The following is an 18,929-nucleotide window of genomic DNA, read 5'->3' as shown; positions in this document are numbered from 1 at the left end:
TAAATGATAGTTTAGGTATTAACTAATAAACCGATGCCTTATGGAAAAAGCAGTACGTATTACTATTAAAAACCCTTGTTCTGAAAAATTTGATACCTTTAAAAGAACGAAAAAAGGAGGGCTTTGTCCCCAATGCCAAAAAGAAGTTATAGATTTTAGCATGATGTCAAAAACCATGATAACCCAGAAAGTTAGTAGCAAAACCCATACTATATGTGGCCGTTTTAAACGTAATCAATTAGAGTCGGCAAATGTATCCGTAGGAGTCACCAACGAAAGCAACTTTTGGCCGACTCGGATAGGCTCTTTATGCTTTGCGGTTTTGACCATAAGTGCTTCTACTTCTGTGCAGGCCCTTGAAAGCCCAAGCATAATTTCAAAATGGCCAGCGCAGGTCACGTCTTCTGGAAATATTGAATTTGCTCCACATCAGTTCTATGAGACGTACATCGTTAAGGGAAAAGTCATCGACGAAGACAACCTACCCTTACCAGGAGTTTCTGTCGTTTTAAAAGGATCTGATATCGGTGTATCGACCGATTTGGAGGGAAAGTTCGAATTTCCGAAAGCCTTGAAGGTAGGAGATATACTTGTTTTCAATTACCTCGGATACGATACAAAATCGTATCGGATAGCCCAAAGTGAAAATGACACCATAGATATTACTATAAAATTCGAAAGCAGTGATATCGAGCTTATGGGCGAGGTTTCCGTAGAAGGAACCTATAAATCTAAGCGCAACATCTTTCAAAAGTTTGTAGCACTCTTTAGGTAATGAGAGGTATCATTTGCCTTATATTTTTATTCGGAGCAATGGCCTTTGGCCAACGCTCCGATTTCTATACCGTCGATTTTGAAAAAGCGGATAGTATCGCCATGGTCTATCGGGGAGCAAGCCTCAAAAATCTTCCCTTATTGACCTATAACCTCACCTCAAAACTCAACACCGAGGTCGAGAGATTTAGGGCCATATATACCTGGATATGCACTAATATCGAAAACGACTATCACGGTTATATTACCACTAGTAAAAAACGTAAAAAATATGCCGAGAACTGGGATGCCTATAAGCAATGGAACGATGGTTTCACTCCAAAAGTCTTCCAGAAATTGATCGAACATAGAAAGACGGCCTGTACGGGTTATGCGTATTTGACCCGTGAAATGGCAGGGCTCGCGAATATCAATTGTAAGATCATCAATGGTTTTGGCCGTACCGCTGCGGTTCGTTTGAATAGTCAAAGTACTCCAAATCATTCTTGGAATGCGGTATTCTTAAATGATAAATGGTATTTGTGTGATGCCACATGGTCGGCCGGCTCCATAAAGATTGAAGATTACACGCCCGAATTTCAAGGCGAGTACCATGATGGTTATTTCTTGGCAGATCCCCTTTTGTTTGTGAAGAACCACTATCCTTTGAATACAGAACTGACTTTTTTGCCACATCCTCCGACCTTCGATGCATTTATAAAGGGTCCCTTGGTATATAAAGAAGCCTTTACCTCCACTATCATTCCTGTTTTCCCGGAAAAGATGCATCTGGAAACCGCAAAGAATAATAATGTGATCTTTTCATTTCATATACCAGACCATCTCGAAGTGAATACTATAGACCTTGTTCTAAATAGCGGCAAAGCCAACCGAACCGTAAAACCTTCAATAGAAAAAGATAAAAATATCCTCACTATGAGATATACTTTTGATCGAACCGGCCGATATGACGTTCATCTGAAAGTCGATAACAAAATCGTAGCAACCTACGTGGTAAGGGTAAAAAGAAATTGACAATGCTCAGGAATCATACCTTGGTTCGAAAAACGGTAAGAATGGAAATTGAAGAAAGAATTATCCAACGATAAAAAGCTTTAAACCGAAACCGGAAAGAACATTTTATAGAGTATCATACCAAAAAGAAAACCACAACCCAGCCCAATCGTAATAATCAGTAAAAACATTTGAAGTGAATTAGTGCTTACCGCGTTCATCAGGGCCATTGGGTTTCCGTTCTTTCTAATTTCATAGGCATTCATTCTTTTAGCGCTAGTTGCCTCTCGCGGAACTATCTTATAGTTGTTCTTGTCAATAGAGAAGATATGCTCCACTCCCGTACCGATGCGTTTTTCGGAGACTTTTTTCCCATTCAGAAGTACTTTTTCCTTTCCAAAAAAAGTTTTGATAACTTCTATCTTATAGTTTTCAACATAATAAAGGGCGCGCCTGGCCATGAAGACAATTTCTTAAAAGGTTTGTATAGTGGCTATTAATATCCAAAGAAGAAAGGTAGGCACCGAAAAGTCAAAAAGGAAAGCAGGCTTTTCAATACTCGAAATGTAGGTTTTTCTTCAATGGTTGTTCGAAAATATTGAATAATGGGGTACCTACAAATAAAAATTATTCGATAGAGAAGTATTCTTACCAAAGAGGGTGAATTTACGTATATAACAGATGGAAAGGCTTGAATACCTAAGCTTATTTGGGAGGATATTTAGAGAATACTTTAGCCACCAATGCTTGCAGGTGTTCTTCCCGCTTTTCAGGTGATATATTTTCCTTAAAAGAATCCTCGCTGACCGCCTGCCAGAACAAGGCATTACTATGACTATCTATTAAGTCGAAGAAAATTTGTCTTTCTATATTGCTCTGTCCAACAGGAATACCCACGGAGATACCACCCCCAACGTTTCTACCTGTCCCCCCAACTCCCAATCCGATCGAGGTACTATTCGGGGATGGAATCAATCGACTTTCGATATTGATCAAGAAATCGGGGTCTTCCGAAAAGCGTATCCCTTTTAATTTCATTTGCCCGTCGAGCGAGGTGAGTAGACGCCTTGTATCAAGTTCACTAAGGCCAGTATTCATATCAGAATAATAATTATATGTGTGATAATTCGAAAAATCGGCAGCCTCTTCATAATCATAGTTAACGCGAACGCTACTACATGAGAGCAAAGTAAAAAGTACGAAGAGCTTTACTGAATACCTCATAACTACAATTCAATTACAGTTGTATAACCAGATTTTGGAGCTCCATCTGGATGAAACTCATCGACTACGTATTCGATACTACAATGCGCTATGTTAAAAAAGAAACTACCGCCTTAGAAGGAGAAAGTGCATCGGTTAAAAGTGGTGTTATTAAAACACAAAAAAGCCCGTTTAAAGCCGATATATCTTTTTATCAATTGTTTAGCATAGCCCAAAGCCTGTCTTTAAGTTCGGTAATCCCCAGTTGAGCCACGGAAGAGATGAACATATAAGGAACATCTTTAAAATCTTCATCCAATTCCGTTCTCATTTCGTTCATAAGCTCTTCGTCGAGCATATCACTTTTTGAAATTGCAACCAAACGTTCCTTATCTAAAAGTTCAGGATTATATCTACGAAGCTCATCTAACAAAATGTCATATTCCTTACTGATATCGTTACTATCGGCCGGTATCAGGAACAAAAGGGTCGCATTGCGTTCGATATGTCGCAAAAAGTAATGCCCGAGTCCTTTGCCTTCAGCGGCTCCTTCGATAATACCGGGAATATCGGCCATTACAAAACTTTGAAAATCGCGATGTTGAACAATCCCTAAATTGGGCTTTAGTGTGGTAAACTCATAATCGGCAATTTTGGGTTTAGCGGATGTTATAACTGAAAGTAGGGTTGACTTTCCCGCATTTGGGAAGCCTACCAAGCCCACATCGGCCAAAACCTTCAATTCTAAAATAACTTCGATATCCTCGCCCGATATTCCAGGTTGGGCATAGCGTGGGGTCTGATTGGTACTACTTTTGAAGTGCCAGTTACCACGTCCGCCAATACCTCCTTTTACCAAGATTTTCTCTTCGCCGTTTTCAGTAATTTCAAAAAGCGTCTCTTTGGTTTCGGCATCCTTGACAACCGTACCTAGAGGAACATCCATATACACGTCCTCACCGTCAGCACCGCTACTTCTTTGTTTCCCACCGTGCTCTCCATGACCTGCTTTGAAGTGTTTTTTGAACTTAAAACTCACCAAGGTCCAAAGATTTTCGTTTCCCCGAACGATAACGTGGCCACCGCGCCCCCCATCGCCACCATCAGGTCCTCCTTTGGCTACATACTTCTCACGGTGCAAGTGAGTCGAGCCCTTACCGCCATTCCCTGATTGGGCTTGTACTTTAACATAGTCAACAAAATTACCTTCGGTCATGAAAATGAGTTTAACACTATAGATTAAACCACAAAAGTACGGAATTCACGATAGGCATGGTGCTTTCTTAAAAGGGTTTGTAGCACAATCCTATTTAGATAAAATGACCTTTCTATGCACTTGATTGCCGTTGACATCATAATGGATAAAAGCGATTTGCGCGATAGCGTGCACGCGTTCCACCTTTACTGCCAAAAACCCTCCCATGACCCTTAAAAATTCATGCTCCGGCCGTACATCGCCCACTTTCCATCCTTGGGCGTGTGCATCACTTGAAGGGCCTTGACTAAATTCAAGCACTCCGGTTGACGAGTCCTTCGAAACATATTGCCAGTGTCTGTCGCCATTAACAATATACATATTTTTCTGAGCGGCGATGAAATTACGAAGCCACCTACCTTCTTCCTCGTATGTTGAATTTGCATGGTTATCCCTTTTTGCATCACGGTCCGGACCGACCACTGGAGTGGGAGACATCAATATTTTGAATGTAGCATCAGAGTCCGCTACGGATTTGACAAACCATTTCTTCTGTTCATCGCCCCAAATCGAACCTTGGGGTTCGCCGCTGTTATCAGTATTTCTATAAAGGCGTCCTTCAACGAACCAAATTTCCAAATCTTGACCATAACGTAAAGTTCTATACGGCCTATTTTCATAGGTAGGGGTCTGCTCTTTCCAAATGGCAATACCGTCATCAAAGGTAATCTCACCGAACGGTGTACTAAATGGGGTGGCGTCATCTTTAGTCACATCGTGATCATCTTTTTGAATAAATAACGGGGTATGTGCGTAAAAATCTACAAGTGAGGACCATGCATTGATGGCATGCCATTTATGCCGCGCTAAACTTACGGTAGTAGCCATTGGGCCGGGTTTGTCATAATAGACATAGTCCCCCGTCTGGCAATGGAAATCGGGGTTTAAATTTCTCATCTGATCATACACCTTAAATCCTCTGAGAGGGTCGTCGTAATCCCAAAAATATTGACAGGTAGACGATGTAAAAAATACGGGAACGATTTCTTGAGCCTTTGGTGCCGTTCGAAATTCACCCCTGATTTTTGTTACCGGGGCATTTTCGTTTTTACGTCCAGAAAGTACCAGTTTGTATTTGGTGTAAGGCCTTAAACCATGAAATACATTTTTAATGGTGTAGTCTTTATAGGAAGACACATACGTCCAGCCTCTTGAAATAGTGTCACTATTCGAGATCAGTTCCATTTTAACTTCCCCGAAAGCACCTGGTACTCCCCCATCCATTTGTACAACGGGCATAGTGTCGTCAAAGTTGATCGGTTCTCGAAACGGAGGTTCCTTTTGTCTATGAACAATCGGATTTGGCTCTTCCACTGCGCAAAGGCGAGTCAAAATAACCGCGCTGGTATCGGTCACCTCACCGATCTTTAAGCCTGTGGTAAAATAGACCTTTTCATGACCTTGAGAATATAGCATACCCCACTGCAAGAAAGCAAAAAGCAATGTAGAAAGTGTAAATTGGACCCTCTTTCTTACGTATACCATGGTATAATTAATTTGAACCGCCTGTGCTCTCTACCGGCCGGACGTCTTTCCTATAAAACGGAAGGTCTTTCTAAAGTACGCCCTTCAAAGCTCTTCGATAACTTTTCCCAAACGATGGGTCACTTCATCTATAGCCCCTATACCGTTAACACTGTGAAATTTTCCCTGGGCCTCGTAATAATCTTTAAGAGGAGCCGTCTTCGTATTGTATTCATCAAAACGATTGCGAATTTTGGCTTCATCTTGATCATCTGAGCGACCGCTTACCTTACCCCGTTCCAAGAGACGCTGTATTAAAACCTCGTCATTGGCTTCAAGGGCGATAGTCGCATCTACCTTCATGTTTTTTGCCGTGAGAAGATTATCTAAAGCTTCGGCCTGCGCGGCAGTTCTAGGGAAACCATCAAATATGAAACCGCTGGCGTCGGGGTTTTTCTCAACGGCGTCCTCAAGCATTTTAATGGTTACTTCATCGGGTACCAAATCACCATTGTCAATGTATGATTTGGCAAGTTGGCCAAGTTTTGTGTCGTTTTTCATATTGTACCGAAACAAATCGCCGGTAGAAATATGCTTGAGATTATATTTTTCTTTTAAAAACTCAGCTTGAGTACCTTTTCCGGCACCAGGTTTCCCGAATAGTACGAGGTTGATCATATGTGTTTGGTTTATTTGGTATACTTCTTTTAGATTTCTTCCGAGTTCTTTATAGTCCAGCCCATACCCCACAATAAATTTATTCGGTATCTCTATACCTACATAATCTACTGAATACTCCCCATTATAGATTTCCGACTTAAAGAAGAGCGTCGCAATTTTGAACTCCTTGACCTTAATATTGGAGAACATATGAATCAAGGTCTGAAGCGTTCGACCCGTATCTACAATATCTTCAAGTATTATAACACTTCTGCCCTCAATATCTTCGGAAACATCGAGTAGCGTCTCTACGATGCCCGTGGAAGTAAGCCCTTGATATGAACTTAATTTTACAAAGGTAACTTCACAATCGTACGGATAATACTTTAAAAAATCGGAAACGAACATGAATGAGCCGTTCAGTACCCCAACAAAAATTGGGATTTGATCTTTATAATCGAGCGCAATCTTTTCGGCAATTTTCTTTACCGCATCCTGAATTCTGGACTCGCTCAAAAAGGGCTTGAAATGTGTATCGTGGAGTTTTATCACTGTATAAATACTAGCAAGTTGCCAAATATAACATTTTGATTTTTCTTTTCAACTTCATGGCTCTTGTTTTAAAAAGGATTGGTTTTATTTACTGTCCTGTTCCAAACTATAAATTAACAGTTAAACTAAAATAGGATACCTCTAAGCGATATGGCCTGATCAATTCATTCAGTGTTACACATCTTGTTCATCGGCTATTTAGTGAATTTGCTAAAATAATTCAATTTGTCGGTATGCTATCATGATTAAAAAGGTATTCGGTGTATTTTTGCAGGAATACAATAAGACATGTCAGACCAAAATTCAAAGAATTATTTCTCTTCTACCTTCAAACTAGGAATTCTTGGTGGGGGGCAGTTGGGAAAAATGCTTTTATACGAGACCCGCAAATTTGATATTCATACCATCATAATGGATGCTTCCCCCGAAGCGCCCTGTAAAATTGCATGTAACGAATTTATTCAAGGTGACTTGATGGATTTTGAATCCGTTTACAAGTTGGGCAAACGTGTGGATATTTTGACGATCGAAATCGAAAACGTGAACGTAAAAGCCCTAGAAAAACTAGAGGCTGAAGGCCACAGGATATTTCCCCCTACAAAGGCACTCCGCACTATTCAAAACAAGGCAACACAAAAGTTGTTCTATGTGGATCACGAGATTCCAACGGCCCAATTTATGAGATTCGCCTATCGAAGTGAAATTTCTGACAGCATCGAAAACAAGGGCTTGGATTTTCCGTTCATTTGGAAAGCCGCCCAATTCGGTTATGATGGGCAAGGTGTGAAAGTGATACGCAAACCTGAAGATCTAGATGGACTTCCTGCGGGAGAATGTATTACCGAAGAGCTTATCGACTTTAAAAATGAGCTCGCTGTTATTGTTGCGAGAAGCGCAAGTGGCGAGGTCAAAACGTATCCCGTTGTTGAAATGGAATTCCACCCCGAGGCGAATCAGGTAGAATATGTCATATGTCCGGCGCGTATTGATCACAAGGTTGCCGAGAAAGCGCAGGAAATCGCACTAAAAGTTTCCGATAAAATACAGCATGTCGGTCTTCTGGCCGTTGAAATGTTCCAGACCAAAGACGACAAGATTTTGGTGAACGAAGTGGCCCCAAGGCCTCACAACAGTGGACATTACAGCATTGAAGCCAGCTATACCAATCAATTTGAGCAACATATTCGTGCGATTCTTGATTTACCACTGGGAAACACCGAAAGTAAGGTGGCAGGTATTATGGTGAATCTGGTCGGTGCCGAGGGCCATACGGGCGACGTGGTCTACGAAAACATCACTGATATTCTTCGCCTAGATGGGGTCACGCCCCATATTTACGGAAAAAAGCAAACACGCCCTTTTCGAAAAATGGGCCATGTGACCATCGTGAACCAAGATGTAAATAGAGCTCGCGAAATTGCCCAACAAGTTAAAGAACGCATACAAGTAATAAGCAAATAGATTGAAAAGAAACGAATTCCGCACTTCTTTAAGGCGTACGGAAAACTAAATATTGGAATTTATGCCAAAAGTAGCCATAGTAATGGGAAGTACAAGCGATCTCCCTGTGATGCAGGAGGCCGTCGATGTTCTTAGAAGTTTCGATATCGAGGTCGATGTAGATATTGTGTCGGCACATCGAACTCCCGACAAACTATATGAGTTCAGTAAAAATGCCCATAAAAAAGGGATCTCGGTCATCATTGCAGGAGCAGGTGGTGCGGCGCATTTACCGGGTATGGTGGCCTCTATGTCTCCCTTACCTGTTATCGGTGTACCCGTAAAAAGCAGCAACTCGATAGATGGGTGGGATTCTGTATTGTCGATCTTGCAAATGCCAGGTGGCGTTCCGGTAGCGACCGTCGCCCTGAACGGTGCCAAAAATGCCGGTATATTGGCCGCTCAGATTATCGGAAGCTCCAATTCGGAAGTACTTGATAAGGTTATTGCTTATAAGGAGGGACTTAAGTCAAAGGTAATCGATGGGGCAAAACAAATAAAAGGCAATTTCTAAACAAATCAGAGATGATATTTTGAACCTTTCACCCAAGAGTATCGGGCTGTTTCTATCTCTAGCCGAATTAGCCGTTTTGCTCTGGAAAAAAACAGGCTACCCGACCTTACCTTAAAAGCCTTTGGAACAGCTCGTTTGTCTTTTTTATCTACGCAGCATTTTGGCTTTTCGTCATGTTGAGATAGAAAAATCTAGAATTACAGGTGGAGCCTTGCAATCTAAATAAAAATGGATATATAGAACTAGAAGAATATACCGATGAATATCGTGCTATTTCCTATAAATATGCGAATGATACGGCTAGAAATTTTGCCTTTTTGACAGCCGCCATTTTTTCGTTCATTATTACCTTGGTAGTTTTGGACATTGACATTGTAAAACATAAATTTCGCTGAACCGGAAAAAATAATCTTAAAAATAAACACATACGAATGAACCCCTTATTGACTCCTTTTGACACCGCTCCCTTTACCAAAATAAAAAACGAACATTTCAAACCCGCTTTTCTTCAGGCTATCGATGATGCCAAAGCGGAAATCGATGCCATTACCGCCAATGAGGAAGCGCCTACCTTTGAAAATACCATAGAGGCCTTGGAATTTGCCGGACAACAACTAGATCGTATTTCCAGCGTATTCTTTAATCTGAATTCTGCAGAAACCAACGAAGAAATACAAAAGATCGCCCAAGAGGTATCACCTTTACTTTCCGAATTCAGTAACGATATCACATTGAACGAAGCGCTTTTTGAACGGATTAAGTCCGTTTATGAACAGAAAGATAATCTGAACCTTTCCGTAGAGCAAGACACCTTACTTGATAAAAAGTACAAGAGTTTTAGCCGCAACGGTGCCAATTTGCCCCCAGATAAGAAAAAGCGATTGCGTGAAATAGATTCAGAGCTCTCGAAACTAAAGCTGAAATTCGGGGAAAACGTACTCGCCGAAACAAATAAATTTGAAATGCACCTAACCGATGAGAAAGATCTTGAAGGTCTACCAGAAGGCGAGAAGGAGGCTGCTTCGGCACTAGCCCATGCAAAAAACAAAGAAGGATGGCTTGTTACCTTGGACTACCCCAGTTACATCCCCTTCATGAAATATGCCAAGGATAGAAACTTGCGAAAAAAACTATCTCTAGCCTTTGGAAGCAAAGGATTTCATGGTGACAAATTCGATAATCAAGAACATGTCTTGAACATTGCGAATCTTCGCTTTGAAAGAGCCCAACTTTTGGGTTTCAAAACACACGCCCATTATGTATTGGAGGAACGCATGGCCGAAACGCCCGAAAAAGTACACGATTTTCTGAACGAACTACTAGAAAAGGCCAAACCAGCGGCAAAACGTGAATTTGAACAACTGGAAAATTTCGCCAAAGAACTTGACGGTGTCGAGTGCTTACAGAAATGGGACAGTAGTTACTATTCCGAAAAATTGAAACAAAAACTTTTCGATTTAGACGATGAAAAGTTAAAGCCCTATTTCAAACTTGAAAATGTCATTTCAGGCGTTTTTAAAGTTGCCGAAAAACTTTTCGGACTTCAATTCGAAGAGGTCGATGATATTGAGAAATACCATGAAGAGGTAAAAACATACAGGGTCTACGATACCGATAAGAAGTTTATCTCCATTTTTTATGCTGATTTTCATCCTCGAAAAGGCAAACGTGGTGGGGCATGGATGACTTCCTATAAACCGCAGTACCGATTGAACGGAGCCAATGTACGCCCCCACATTTCGAATGTCTGCAATTTTACCCGTTCTACCCCTAGCAAGCCATCTCTTTTGACCTTTAACGAGGTAACTACTTTGTTTCATGAATTCGGCCACGGGCTACATGGCATGTTGGCCGATACCACCTATCCTAGTCTCTCCGGCACTTCGGTATATTGGGATTTTGTTGAACTTCCCAGTCAAATCATGGAAAACTGGTGCTATGAAAAAGAAGCCCTCGAACTTTTTGCCACCCATTATGAAACCGGAGAACCCATACCCATGAAATTAGTTCAAAAAATAAAGGAATCGGCCACGTTTCAAGAGGGGCTTCAAACCTTACGCCAATTGAGTTTTGGGTTGCTCGATATGTCTTGGCACGGTATCGATCCTTCGGGCATCGAGAATGTCAAAGCACATGAAACCGAAGCGTTCAAAGGAACACAGCTATATCCTGACACCCCTGAAACCTGTATGAGCACTGCTTTTTCCCATATTTTCCAAGGCGGATATTCCTCTGGCTATTACAGTTATAAATGGGCAGAAGTACTCGACGCGGATGCCTTTGCCTATTTTAAGGAAAAGGGTATTTTCGATAGGGACATTGCACTTAAGTTTAAGGAAAACATTCTTTCAAAAGGAGGAACCGAAAACCCCATGGTACTTTATAAACGATTTCGAGGGGCCGAACCCAGAGTGGAGGCACTCCTTGAAAGGGCAGGGCTCATTAAGAAAGCAAGCTAATCGATTTTTACCCACTACCAATGAGTTAAAAAAATATGTAAAAAAACCTATGAAAAGTAAGTTTTTTCCCATATATTTAGTTCTCATAAGTAGGTTAAAAAGGTTATATTACTAAAAAGTAATTTTTTTGACAAGAAAAGGGGGCGTGGGGACGCCCCCTTTTTAGCTTTTACAATTCAAAAGCCGATACCTAAGGTTTTGCTAAAATCACCATTACTTTTCGCTGCTCCATAGTTTTTTGTAAACTTTGTAAAAAATGATAGCTATGGTGCTTTTCGTTGATATGGACGAGGTTATGGCCGACACTTACGGCGCGCATGTAGAAATTTACAATCGTGATTTTCAGGAATGCCTTACAATTGATCATTGTATGGGCAGCGAGGTATGGCAGAACGTACCCGAGAAAAGACAACGCAGTGTACGTGACCACGCTCGAACCCGAGGGTTCTTCCGTGATTTGACCCCTATGCCCGACAGCCAAGAGGTCTTGAAGAAAATCAATGACCAATATGAAGTTTATATTGCCTCGGCGGCCATGCAATTTCCTAATTCCCTAGAAGAAAAATCAGAATGGCTTGATGAACATTTCCCATTCATACCTTGGCAAAACCGTATTCTCTGTGGCCATAAACATATATTAAATGGTGATATCTTAATTGACGATAGGAGTTACAATCTCGAAAAATTTCGTGGAAGGTCGCTTTTGTTTACCTCACCTCATAATATTCACACTCAGGGTTTCGAACGTGTTAATAATTGGAAAGAGGTGGCCGAAAAGTTACTCTAGTACAAGTTTCTCTAAAGGTATTCCGGTCTTCAAACTCCATCAAGCCACCCTACGTTTGTAAAGTGCCCATTGAATTTCTAGGTCAATTTTGTACGAGATCTTCTTTGATTCTTGACTATTTCGTGAATTTTTTGTGATAGGTTTCACCTTACTTTGAAGTTATGTCAATACTGATGGCATATATTTATTTGGGTAGCCTACCGGGCTGCTGACCAAATTTAAGTATCCTACACGCAAAAAATGAAAGGCGTTACGGCAAATTCCATTACATTTATAGACCACGAAAAAAATATGTCAGAACATCAGCTACAACCCGAAAAATGGGTCGACCTTTATGCAGACTATCTTTTCAACTACGCCATTGTTCGTGTTAACGATGCCGAAACCGCAAAAGATCTGGTACAAGAAACTTTTTTTTCAGGACTTAAGTCGGCAAAAAACTTTAAGGGGGACGCAGCGGAACGAACATGGCTTATCGCTATATTAAAACGTAAGGTTATCGATCATTATCGGAAGCGCAATTCAAAAAAAGGAAGGGCCGAAGTTCATATCAATTATAATTCAGAAGACGGGGCCGACGGCGATTGGCTGGAAGAACAAGTTGCCGACCCTTTCAGTTCTTATGAAAATGACACCATTGAGAACGAAGAATTAGGGCTTGCCATACAGTCGTGCATCTCAAAATTGCCAAAAAAACAAGCTTTGGTATTTACCATGAAAACAATTAAAGGTATTAGTACCGAAGATATTTGTAATGAGCTAAATATTAATCCGTCTAATCTATGGGTGATGATTCATAGGTCGAGAACGGCGTTGATGGGCTGCCTGAACAAAAATTGGTTTTAAGTTATGATCTCTTGCGAAAAAGCATCCGTAATTTGCAACAAGACCCAATACAAAGAAGCATCGTTCAACGAAAGGCTGAAATTGAGGCTTCACCTTATTTTATGCGATACTTGCTCAAAATTTGCCGCCGACAACAAAAAACTAACTTCACTTTGCGAAAAGGCTAATCTTCATGGTCTTTCTGAGCAAGAGAAAACACTTATGAAACACCAATTACGGGAAAAGTTTTAATAATACCAGGTTATCCCGGCTAAAAGGCACCACCATACCAAGGGTAATGATTCTACCCAAAACGATGCGAAGTATTTTTTTTGATTTCGTTTAGTGATAAACATCAAGCTTCCTAAAATCAAGAACATGATTCCGGTAGCAATTGCCTCCACTTGCGAAACCACGTCCTTAAAAAATATAAGAAAGAAAAACGGCAAGGTCAAAAAGGCCCCAAAAACCTTAGTTCTTTTAACTCCAACCTGCTGTGGTAATGTCTTAAGTTCGGGAGAGTCATAGGCAAGGTCCCGAATCTCAAAGGGAAGCATTACGATCAATACGAACAGAAACCGTTGAACCGTCTCGACCCATACGTCCCAATACACGCTGTATTTTTTTTCTAAAATAGGTAGAATCACAGTGGTACCGGCCCAAACGAGGGCTACTACAAAAATTTTCAGACCACCCCAGCTCCTCAAATTTTTTACATGGGGTAAAACGGGCAGTGCATACAAACCTATACAACATGACAAGCAGAGCACAGCAATCCAAACATCAAGATTCAAAAAATAGCCATTATAAAGAGCTAATGCCAAGGCGATAAAGCTGGCAAACTGTATCCTCTTATGGTACCTATCGACCATCAAAATATACTTCTCGGCCTCAACACCATACTTTACAAAGTTGTAACAGGCAATGGTTCCAAAGAATAGAAATCCACCAAGATGGGGGTTTATTGTAACATTTAAGGTGTAACCCGTGATATGCAGCAAGGCAAAGACTCCTAAAGCTACATGAATGCTCGCATCTAAATAAAAGTCAAAAATACGCTGAAAGACCTTCATCGAACAAAAGTAGCCAAACTGTTTATAACCTTCTCTTTTCGTTAAAAACTTTCGGCGCGTTCGTGTACAAACCCACGTTTTTGAGGGAATTAATACCTAATTTTGCACAACTTTCATGTTACTATTATGAGGACAGATTTATTTGCATCGCGCCATATCGGCATTAAACAAGAAGACCTGGAGCACATGCTGAAGACGGTAGGCACAGAAAATGTGGAACAATTGATATCCGAGACGATTCCAGATGACATCCGTCTTGAGCAACCCCTGAGCCTCGATGAACCCATGAGCGAACACAAGTTTTTGGCTCATATGCAAGAACTCTCTGAGAAAAATAAAGTTTTCAGAACCTATATGGGCCTCGGGTATCACGAGAGCCTAACCCCCTCAGTAATCAAGAGAAATATTCTCGAAAACCCAGGGTGGTACACAGCGTATACTCCCTATCAGGCCGAAATTGCCCAAGGACGGTTAGAAGCATTGCTCAATTTTCAAACAGTGATAACCGACCTCACTGGCATGGAACTTGCCAATGCTTCACTTTTAGATGAGAGTACGGCGGCAGCTGAAGCCATGACCATGTTATTCGACCTTAGAAGCCGGGACCAAAAGAAAAGCGATGTGGTCAAATTTTTCGTTTCCGAAGAAGTGTTACCGCAGACAATTTCGCTTTTGAAGACACGTTCTTTTCCCTTAGGTATAGAAATCGTCATCGGAAACCACACTACCTTTTCCTTTGGCAATGAATTCTTTGGGGCACTTCTTCAGTATCCAGGTAAATATGGCCAGGTTCACGACTATTCCAATTTCATCACGGAAGCGAAGGAAAACGACATCAAGGTAGCCGTGGCAGCCGATGTATTGAGTTTGGTTCTTTTGACCCCTCCAGGGGAATTGGGGGTCGATGTGGTCGTGGGTACCACCCAACGTTTTGGTATTCCCCTTGGCTATGGAGGGCCACATGCTGCATTTTTCGCCACCAGGGAGGCCTATAAGAGAAGTATTCCAGGGCGTATCATAGGAGTCACCAAAGACACCGATGGCAAACCTGCTCTTCGTATGGCGCTACAAACAAGGGAACAGCACATCAAACGGGACAAGGCGACTTCAAACATCTGTACCGCACAGGTCTTACTTGCCGTAATGGCGGGTATGTATGCGGTCTACCATGGGCCAAAAGGCTTAACGTATATTGCCAAAAAAGTGCATAGCACTGCTATGACCCTGGTCGATGCATTGGAAAAGATGGGCGTTTATCAAACCAATAGTTCATATTTCGATACCCTTACCATCAAAGCCGACTCACAAAAGGTAAAGCCCGTTGCAGAAAAACATCATGTCAATTTTCTATATGTCGACGAACATACAATTTCAATTGCCGTAAATGAGGCCACCTCAATAAAAGATGCCCAACAGATTCTTGACGTCTTTTCGGAGGCTCTCCATAAGGAAACACAACAGCTGAAAGGCCTGCTCGACGCAACGGCCATACCACAACATTTGCAGCGTCATTCACCCTTTTTACTAAACAAGGTTTTCAACACCTATCATTCCGAAACCGAACTAATGCGCTACATAAAGAAATTGGAGCGCAAAGACCTGTCACTGAACCATTCGATGATTTCTTTGGGCTCGTGTACTATGAAGCTCAATGCCGCCACCGAAATGTTACCGTTAAGTATGGCGCGCTGGGGAAACGTTCACCCTTTCGTACCTGAAGATCAGGCCGAAGGATATCAAATCGTACTTGAAGAACTGGCAAAAGACCTATCAACTATAACCGGTTTTGCCGCCACCTCTTTACAACCGAATTCTGGCGCCCAAGGCGAATATGCCGGGCTTATGGTAATTAGAGCCTACCATGAATCTCGAAACGAAAGCCATCGAAATATATGTATCATTCCTGCCTCTGCCCATGGCACGAACCCGGCCTCGGCCGTAATGGCCGGTATGCAAGTGGTCGTGACCAAAACGGATGAAAAAGGCAACATCGATGTAATCGATCTTGAGGAAAAAGTAAGCAAACATTCCGATAACCTAGCCGCCTTGATGGTAACCTATCCGTCCACACACGGCGTTTTTGAGTCTTCAATACGCCATATTACCCAGTTGATACATGACCACGGAGGGCAGGTATATATGGACGGGGCCAACATGAATGCCCAAGTAGGATTGACCAATCCTGCCATAATCGGAGCCGATGTTTGTCATCTTAACCTTCATAAGACCTTCGCCATACCCCATGGAGGAGGAGGGCCGGGGGTTGGACCCATTTGCGTTGCGGAACAATTGGTTCCATTTTTACCGGGAAATCCTCTGATAAAGACTGGAGGCAACAAAGCGATCACGGCCATTTCTGGAGCTCCTTGGGGCAGCGCTATGGCCTGCCTAATATCTTATGGCTACATAAAAATGCTGGGGGAAAACGGCCTTAGGCGTGCCACCGAAATGGCGATATTAAATGCCAATTACATCAAGAATCGCCTAAGCGGAAAATACGAGGTGCTTTACACGGGTGAAAAAGGTCGTGCCGCCCATGAAATGATTATCGATTGTAGGCCTTTCAAGAAAAACGGTATTGAAGTAACCGATATTGCAAAGCGTTTGATGGACTACGGCTTTCACGCGCCAACGGTTTCTTTTCCAGTGGCAGGTACGGTCATGATCGAACCTACGGAAAGCGAGAGTTTATCGGAATTAGATCGGTTCTGTGATGCAATGCTCTCCATACGTAAAGAAATAGACGCCGCTACGGCTGAAGAGCCGAACAATGTATTGCGGAATTCACCCCATACCTTAGAAATGGTCACCCATGATAGTTGGGATTTTCCGTATAGTAGACAAAAAGCAGCCTTCCCGTTGCCCTACATTACCGATAATAAATTCTGGCCATCGGTCAGAAGGGTCGATGATGCCTATGGAGACCGTAATTTAATGTGTACCTGTGCTCCGATGGAGGCTTACGCAGAAGTATAACAAACTCGCTATACGTAGGGTTTCAAGACATCGCCCATAGCGATGAAGACTTTTTTCCGCTTTAGAAGAAAGTAACACGGACTATTGAACACCGTAAAACATATTATGCGTGCATAGCAGCTGCTTTACTATTTAGTACCTTGGAGATGCCACGCTAACTTTTACATTATGCCAATCGGAATTACCGGTACCGGAAGCTACATACCTTCCTCAATTATCACCAATCACGATTTTGAAAAACATGAATTTCTAAATACCGACGGAATTCCCTTTTCGGATGACAACCAAATAATCATCGAAAAATTTAAGGCCATAACAGGTATAGAAGAAAGGCGCTATGTAGAGCACAACTTAAACACTTCCGATATCGCGTTTCTTGCCGCTGAAAAGGCCATAGATGATGCCAATATCGATAAGGAAGAACTCGATTATATCATTTTTGCACATAATTTTGGGGATGTCCCTTATGGCCAATCACAAGGTGATACCATACCAAGTCTCGCCTCGCGCGTTAAGCATCACCTCCAAATTAAGAATCAAAAATGTGTGGCCTATGATATCCTTTTTGGTTGCCCGGGATGGATTCAAGGTGTTATTCAGGCCCATGCTTTTATTAAAAGCGGATTGGCAAAAAAATGTTTGGTCATAGGGGCAGAAACGTTATCGCGGGTGGTAGACCCATTTGACAGGGACTCTATGATCTACTCCGACGGTGCAGGGGCAGCAATAATCGAGGTCAAGGAAAATAGAGGGGAAATCTTGGCCCATACCAGTGCTACCCATACCTATGAGGAAGCCTATTTGCTTTTTTTTGGCACATCTTACAGGGCTTGTGAGCACCCTACCAAATATATTAAAATGTATGGCCGTAAAATCTATGAATTTGCCGTCACCCATGTGCCCAAAGCGATGAAGTCATGTTTGGATGAGAGTGGTGTTTCGATTACTGAGGTCAAAAAAATATTCATTCACCAGGCAAATCAAAAAATGGACGAGGCTATCATCAATCGATTTTACAAATTGTACGACCTATTACCTCCTAAAGATATTATGCCGATGAATATCGCTAAATTGGGCAATAGTTCTGTGGCTACCATTCCCACTCTGTTTGATATGGTGCGCCATGGAAATTTAGAAAATCAACGAGTACAAAAGGCAGATGTTGTTATCTTTGCCAGTGTTGGTGCTGGTATGAACCTCAACGCCATGGTGTATAAGGTTTAGAAACCTTTTTGACGATATGTTAGGTTTTGGGTTTATACTTGTAACTTGAAACCTAAAATGTGAAAACTGTAACAACAGCCACCAAAGAATGTACGAGAAGACCTATCCGAGTAAACGTTTTGAACAGACCCTTTCTTTTCTTCAAAAACATGTTTCGAAGAAGGAACCCATTTTAGACCTTGGAGTAGAGAACCCGTTTTCAAAGATTATGACGGCCCATGGTTATTCTGTAGAAAATACCAATGGGGAAGATTTAGATGTAGATTTCTCTTCAGTCCTTAATTCAAAGGCCGAAGTAGTTACGGCTTTCGAAATTTTTGAGCACTTACTCGCCCCATTTAATGTATTACGAGAGATACGGGCAAAAAAATTAGTTGCCAGTATTCCTTTAAATCTTTGGTTCGCATCGGCCTATAGGAGCAAAACCGATCTTTGGGACCGCCACTATCATGAATTCGAAGATTGGCAGTTCGACTGGCTATTGGAAAAATCGGGATGGAAGATTGTAGAAAGTGCTAAATGGACCAATCCCGTAAAAAAACTAGGGATACGTCCCCTGTTACGAAGCTTTACCCCTCGATATTATATCGTATATGCAGAGAAAAATTTGAAGTAGGCCTTCTAATCGAAATGATTATTTTTAAAGCATGTGCATTTAAGGTTTGAATGC

Annotated in this window: 16 protein-coding genes; 10 read left to right on the top strand and 6 right to left on the bottom strand. The window is 41.7% G+C overall.

Annotated elements, in window-relative coordinates; genetic code table 11:
* The first annotated feature begins 40 nt into the window (after nucleotides 1–40).
* Complete coding sequence (locus F2B13_RS09280; RefSeq protein ID WP_149274808.1) at nucleotides 41–775, top strand: carboxypeptidase-like regulatory domain-containing protein; 735 nt, start codon at nucleotides 41–43, stop codon at nucleotides 773–775.
* Nucleotides 775–1,788, top strand: a complete 1,014-nt coding sequence (locus F2B13_RS09275; protein ID WP_149274807.1) for a transglutaminase domain-containing protein — start codon at nucleotides 775–777, stop codon at nucleotides 1,786–1,788. Before F2B13_RS09280 ends, F2B13_RS09275 begins: the two co-directional genes overlap by 1 nt.
* A gap of 80 nt (nucleotides 1,789–1,868) precedes the next feature.
* Here the strand turns inward: F2B13_RS09275 and F2B13_RS09270 are convergent, their stop codons facing one another.
* The 5 genes from F2B13_RS09270 to F2B13_RS09250 form a co-directional block, all read right to left on the bottom strand.
* Complete coding sequence (locus F2B13_RS09270; protein WP_149274806.1) at nucleotides 1,869–2,228, bottom strand: hypothetical protein; 360 nt, start codon at nucleotides 2,226–2,228, stop codon at nucleotides 1,869–1,871.
* Between the two features lie 244 nt (nucleotides 2,229–2,472).
* A complete protein-coding gene (locus tag F2B13_RS09265; protein ID WP_149274805.1) occupies nucleotides 2,473–2,991 on the bottom strand; it encodes a DUF4136 domain-containing protein in 519 nt (172 codons plus the stop codon).
* Nucleotides 2,992–3,184: 193 nt separating this feature from the next.
* Complete coding sequence (gene obgE, locus F2B13_RS09260) at nucleotides 3,185–4,186, bottom strand: GTPase ObgE (protein ID WP_149274804.1); 1,002 nt, start codon at nucleotides 4,184–4,186, stop codon at nucleotides 3,185–3,187.
* Nucleotides 4,187–4,276: 90 nt separating this feature from the next.
* Entirely contained in the window at nucleotides 4,277–5,710 is a 1,434-nt protein-coding gene (locus tag F2B13_RS09255; RefSeq protein WP_149274803.1) for an alkaline phosphatase D family protein, read from the bottom strand.
* A gap of 84 nt (nucleotides 5,711–5,794) precedes the next feature.
* Nucleotides 5,795–6,901, bottom strand: coding sequence for an adenylate kinase (locus F2B13_RS09250; RefSeq protein ID WP_149274802.1), 1,107 nt, complete (start codon nucleotides 6,899–6,901; stop codon nucleotides 5,795–5,797).
* A gap of 288 nt (nucleotides 6,902–7,189) precedes the next feature.
* Between F2B13_RS09250 and F2B13_RS09245 the strand changes: the two genes are divergently transcribed.
* The 5 genes from F2B13_RS09245 (at nucleotide 7,190) to F2B13_RS09225 (ending at nucleotide 13,007) form a co-directional block, all read left to right on the top strand.
* Nucleotides 7,190–8,362, top strand: a complete 1,173-nt coding sequence (locus F2B13_RS09245; RefSeq protein ID WP_149304054.1) for a 5-(carboxyamino)imidazole ribonucleotide synthase — start codon at nucleotides 7,190–7,192, stop codon at nucleotides 8,360–8,362.
* A 61-nt stretch (nucleotides 8,363–8,423) separates the two neighbouring features.
* Nucleotides 8,424–8,915: a 5-(carboxyamino)imidazole ribonucleotide mutase gene (gene purE, locus F2B13_RS09240; RefSeq protein WP_149304053.1), complete on the top strand. Its 492-nt coding sequence runs from the start codon at nucleotides 8,424–8,426 to the stop codon at nucleotides 8,913–8,915.
* A 431-nt stretch (nucleotides 8,916–9,346) separates the two neighbouring features.
* On the top strand, nucleotides 9,347–11,374 hold the full coding sequence (locus tag F2B13_RS09235; RefSeq protein WP_149304052.1) for a M3 family metallopeptidase: 2,028 nt from the start codon (nucleotides 9,347–9,349) through the stop codon (nucleotides 11,372–11,374).
* Nucleotides 11,375–11,639: 265 nt separating this feature from the next.
* On the top strand, nucleotides 11,640–12,161 hold the full coding sequence (locus F2B13_RS09230; RefSeq protein WP_149274798.1) for a 5' nucleotidase, NT5C type: 522 nt from the start codon (nucleotides 11,640–11,642) through the stop codon (nucleotides 12,159–12,161).
* Nucleotides 12,162–12,452: 291 nt separating this feature from the next.
* Entirely contained in the window at nucleotides 12,453–13,007 is a 555-nt protein-coding gene (locus F2B13_RS09225; protein ID WP_149275444.1) for a sigma-70 family RNA polymerase sigma factor, read from the top strand.
* A gap of 227 nt (nucleotides 13,008–13,234) precedes the next feature.
* Here the strand turns inward: F2B13_RS09225 and F2B13_RS09215 are convergent, their stop codons facing one another.
* Nucleotides 13,235–14,059: a UbiA prenyltransferase family protein gene (locus F2B13_RS09215; protein ID WP_149304051.1), complete on the bottom strand. Its 825-nt coding sequence runs from the start codon at nucleotides 14,057–14,059 to the stop codon at nucleotides 13,235–13,237.
* Between the two features lie 126 nt (nucleotides 14,060–14,185).
* Between F2B13_RS09215 and gcvP the strand changes: the two genes are divergently transcribed.
* From gcvP to F2B13_RS09200, 3 genes are all read left to right on the top strand, one after another.
* Nucleotides 14,186–17,035 (top strand): aminomethyl-transferring glycine dehydrogenase, encoded by a 2,850-nt coding sequence (gcvP, locus tag F2B13_RS09210; RefSeq protein WP_149304050.1) that lies wholly within the window; start codon nucleotides 14,186–14,188, stop codon nucleotides 17,033–17,035.
* Between the two features lie 168 nt (nucleotides 17,036–17,203).
* Nucleotides 17,204–18,259 carry a 3-oxoacyl-ACP synthase III family protein gene (locus F2B13_RS09205; RefSeq protein ID WP_149304049.1) on the top strand — a complete coding sequence of 352 codons (1,056 nt, stop codon included), beginning with the start codon at nucleotides 17,204–17,206 and terminating at the stop codon, nucleotides 18,257–18,259.
* 88 nt (nucleotides 18,260–18,347) lie between these two features.
* The gene (locus F2B13_RS09200; RefSeq protein ID WP_149304048.1) at nucleotides 18,348–18,875 is read left to right on the top strand and encodes a class I SAM-dependent methyltransferase; all 528 of its coding nucleotides are present in this window, start codon (nucleotides 18,348–18,350) and stop codon (nucleotides 18,873–18,875) included.
* Nucleotides 18,876–18,929 lie beyond the last annotated feature (54 nt).

Source organism: Pareuzebyella sediminis, from assembly GCF_008367235.1.
Lineage (GTDB): Bacteria > Bacteroidota > Bacteroidia > Flavobacteriales > Flavobacteriaceae > Pareuzebyella > Pareuzebyella sediminis.
The sequence above is the reverse complement of the archived record's forward strand: the minus strand, read 5'-3'. Positions and strand labels throughout refer to the sequence as shown.

Bases quoted from the DNA above. Each gene is read 5' to 3' on its own strand.
- F2B13_RS09280 (WP_149274808.1), top strand. From the start codon at position 41: ATGGAAAAAGCAGTACGTATTACTATTAAAAACCCTTGTTCTGAAAAA.
- F2B13_RS09275 (WP_149274807.1), top strand. From the start codon at position 775: ATGAGAGGTATCATTTGCCTTATATTTTTATTCGGAGCAATGGCCTTT.
- F2B13_RS09270 (WP_149274806.1), bottom strand. From the start codon at position 2,228: ATGGCCAGGCGCGCCCTTTATTATGTTGAAAACTATAAGATAGAAGTT.
- F2B13_RS09265 (WP_149274805.1), bottom strand. From the start codon at position 2,991: ATGAGGTATTCAGTAAAGCTCTTCGTACTTTTTACTTTGCTCTCATGT.
- obgE (WP_149274804.1), bottom strand. From the start codon at position 4,186: ATGACCGAAGGTAATTTTGTTGACTATGTTAAAGTACAAGCCCAATCA.
- F2B13_RS09255 (WP_149274803.1), bottom strand. From the start codon at position 5,710: ATGGTATACGTAAGAAAGAGGGTCCAATTTACACTTTCTACATTGCTT.
- F2B13_RS09245 (WP_149304054.1), top strand. From the start codon at position 7,190: ATGTCAGACCAAAATTCAAAGAATTATTTCTCTTCTACCTTCAAACTA.
- purE (WP_149304053.1), top strand. From the start codon at position 8,424: ATGCCAAAAGTAGCCATAGTAATGGGAAGTACAAGCGATCTCCCTGTG.
- F2B13_RS09235 (WP_149304052.1), top strand. From the start codon at position 9,347: ATGAACCCCTTATTGACTCCTTTTGACACCGCTCCCTTTACCAAAATA.
- F2B13_RS09230 (WP_149274798.1), top strand. From the start codon at position 11,640: ATGGTGCTTTTCGTTGATATGGACGAGGTTATGGCCGACACTTACGGC.
- F2B13_RS09225 (WP_149275444.1), top strand. From the start codon at position 12,453: ATGTCAGAACATCAGCTACAACCCGAAAAATGGGTCGACCTTTATGCA.
- F2B13_RS09215 (WP_149304051.1), bottom strand. From the start codon at position 14,059: ATGAAGGTCTTTCAGCGTATTTTTGACTTTTATTTAGATGCGAGCATT.
- gcvP (WP_149304050.1), top strand. From the start codon at position 14,186: ATGAGGACAGATTTATTTGCATCGCGCCATATCGGCATTAAACAAGAA.
- F2B13_RS09205 (WP_149304049.1), top strand. From the start codon at position 17,204: ATGCCAATCGGAATTACCGGTACCGGAAGCTACATACCTTCCTCAATT.
- F2B13_RS09200 (WP_149304048.1), top strand. From the start codon at position 18,348: ATGTACGAGAAGACCTATCCGAGTAAACGTTTTGAACAGACCCTTTCT.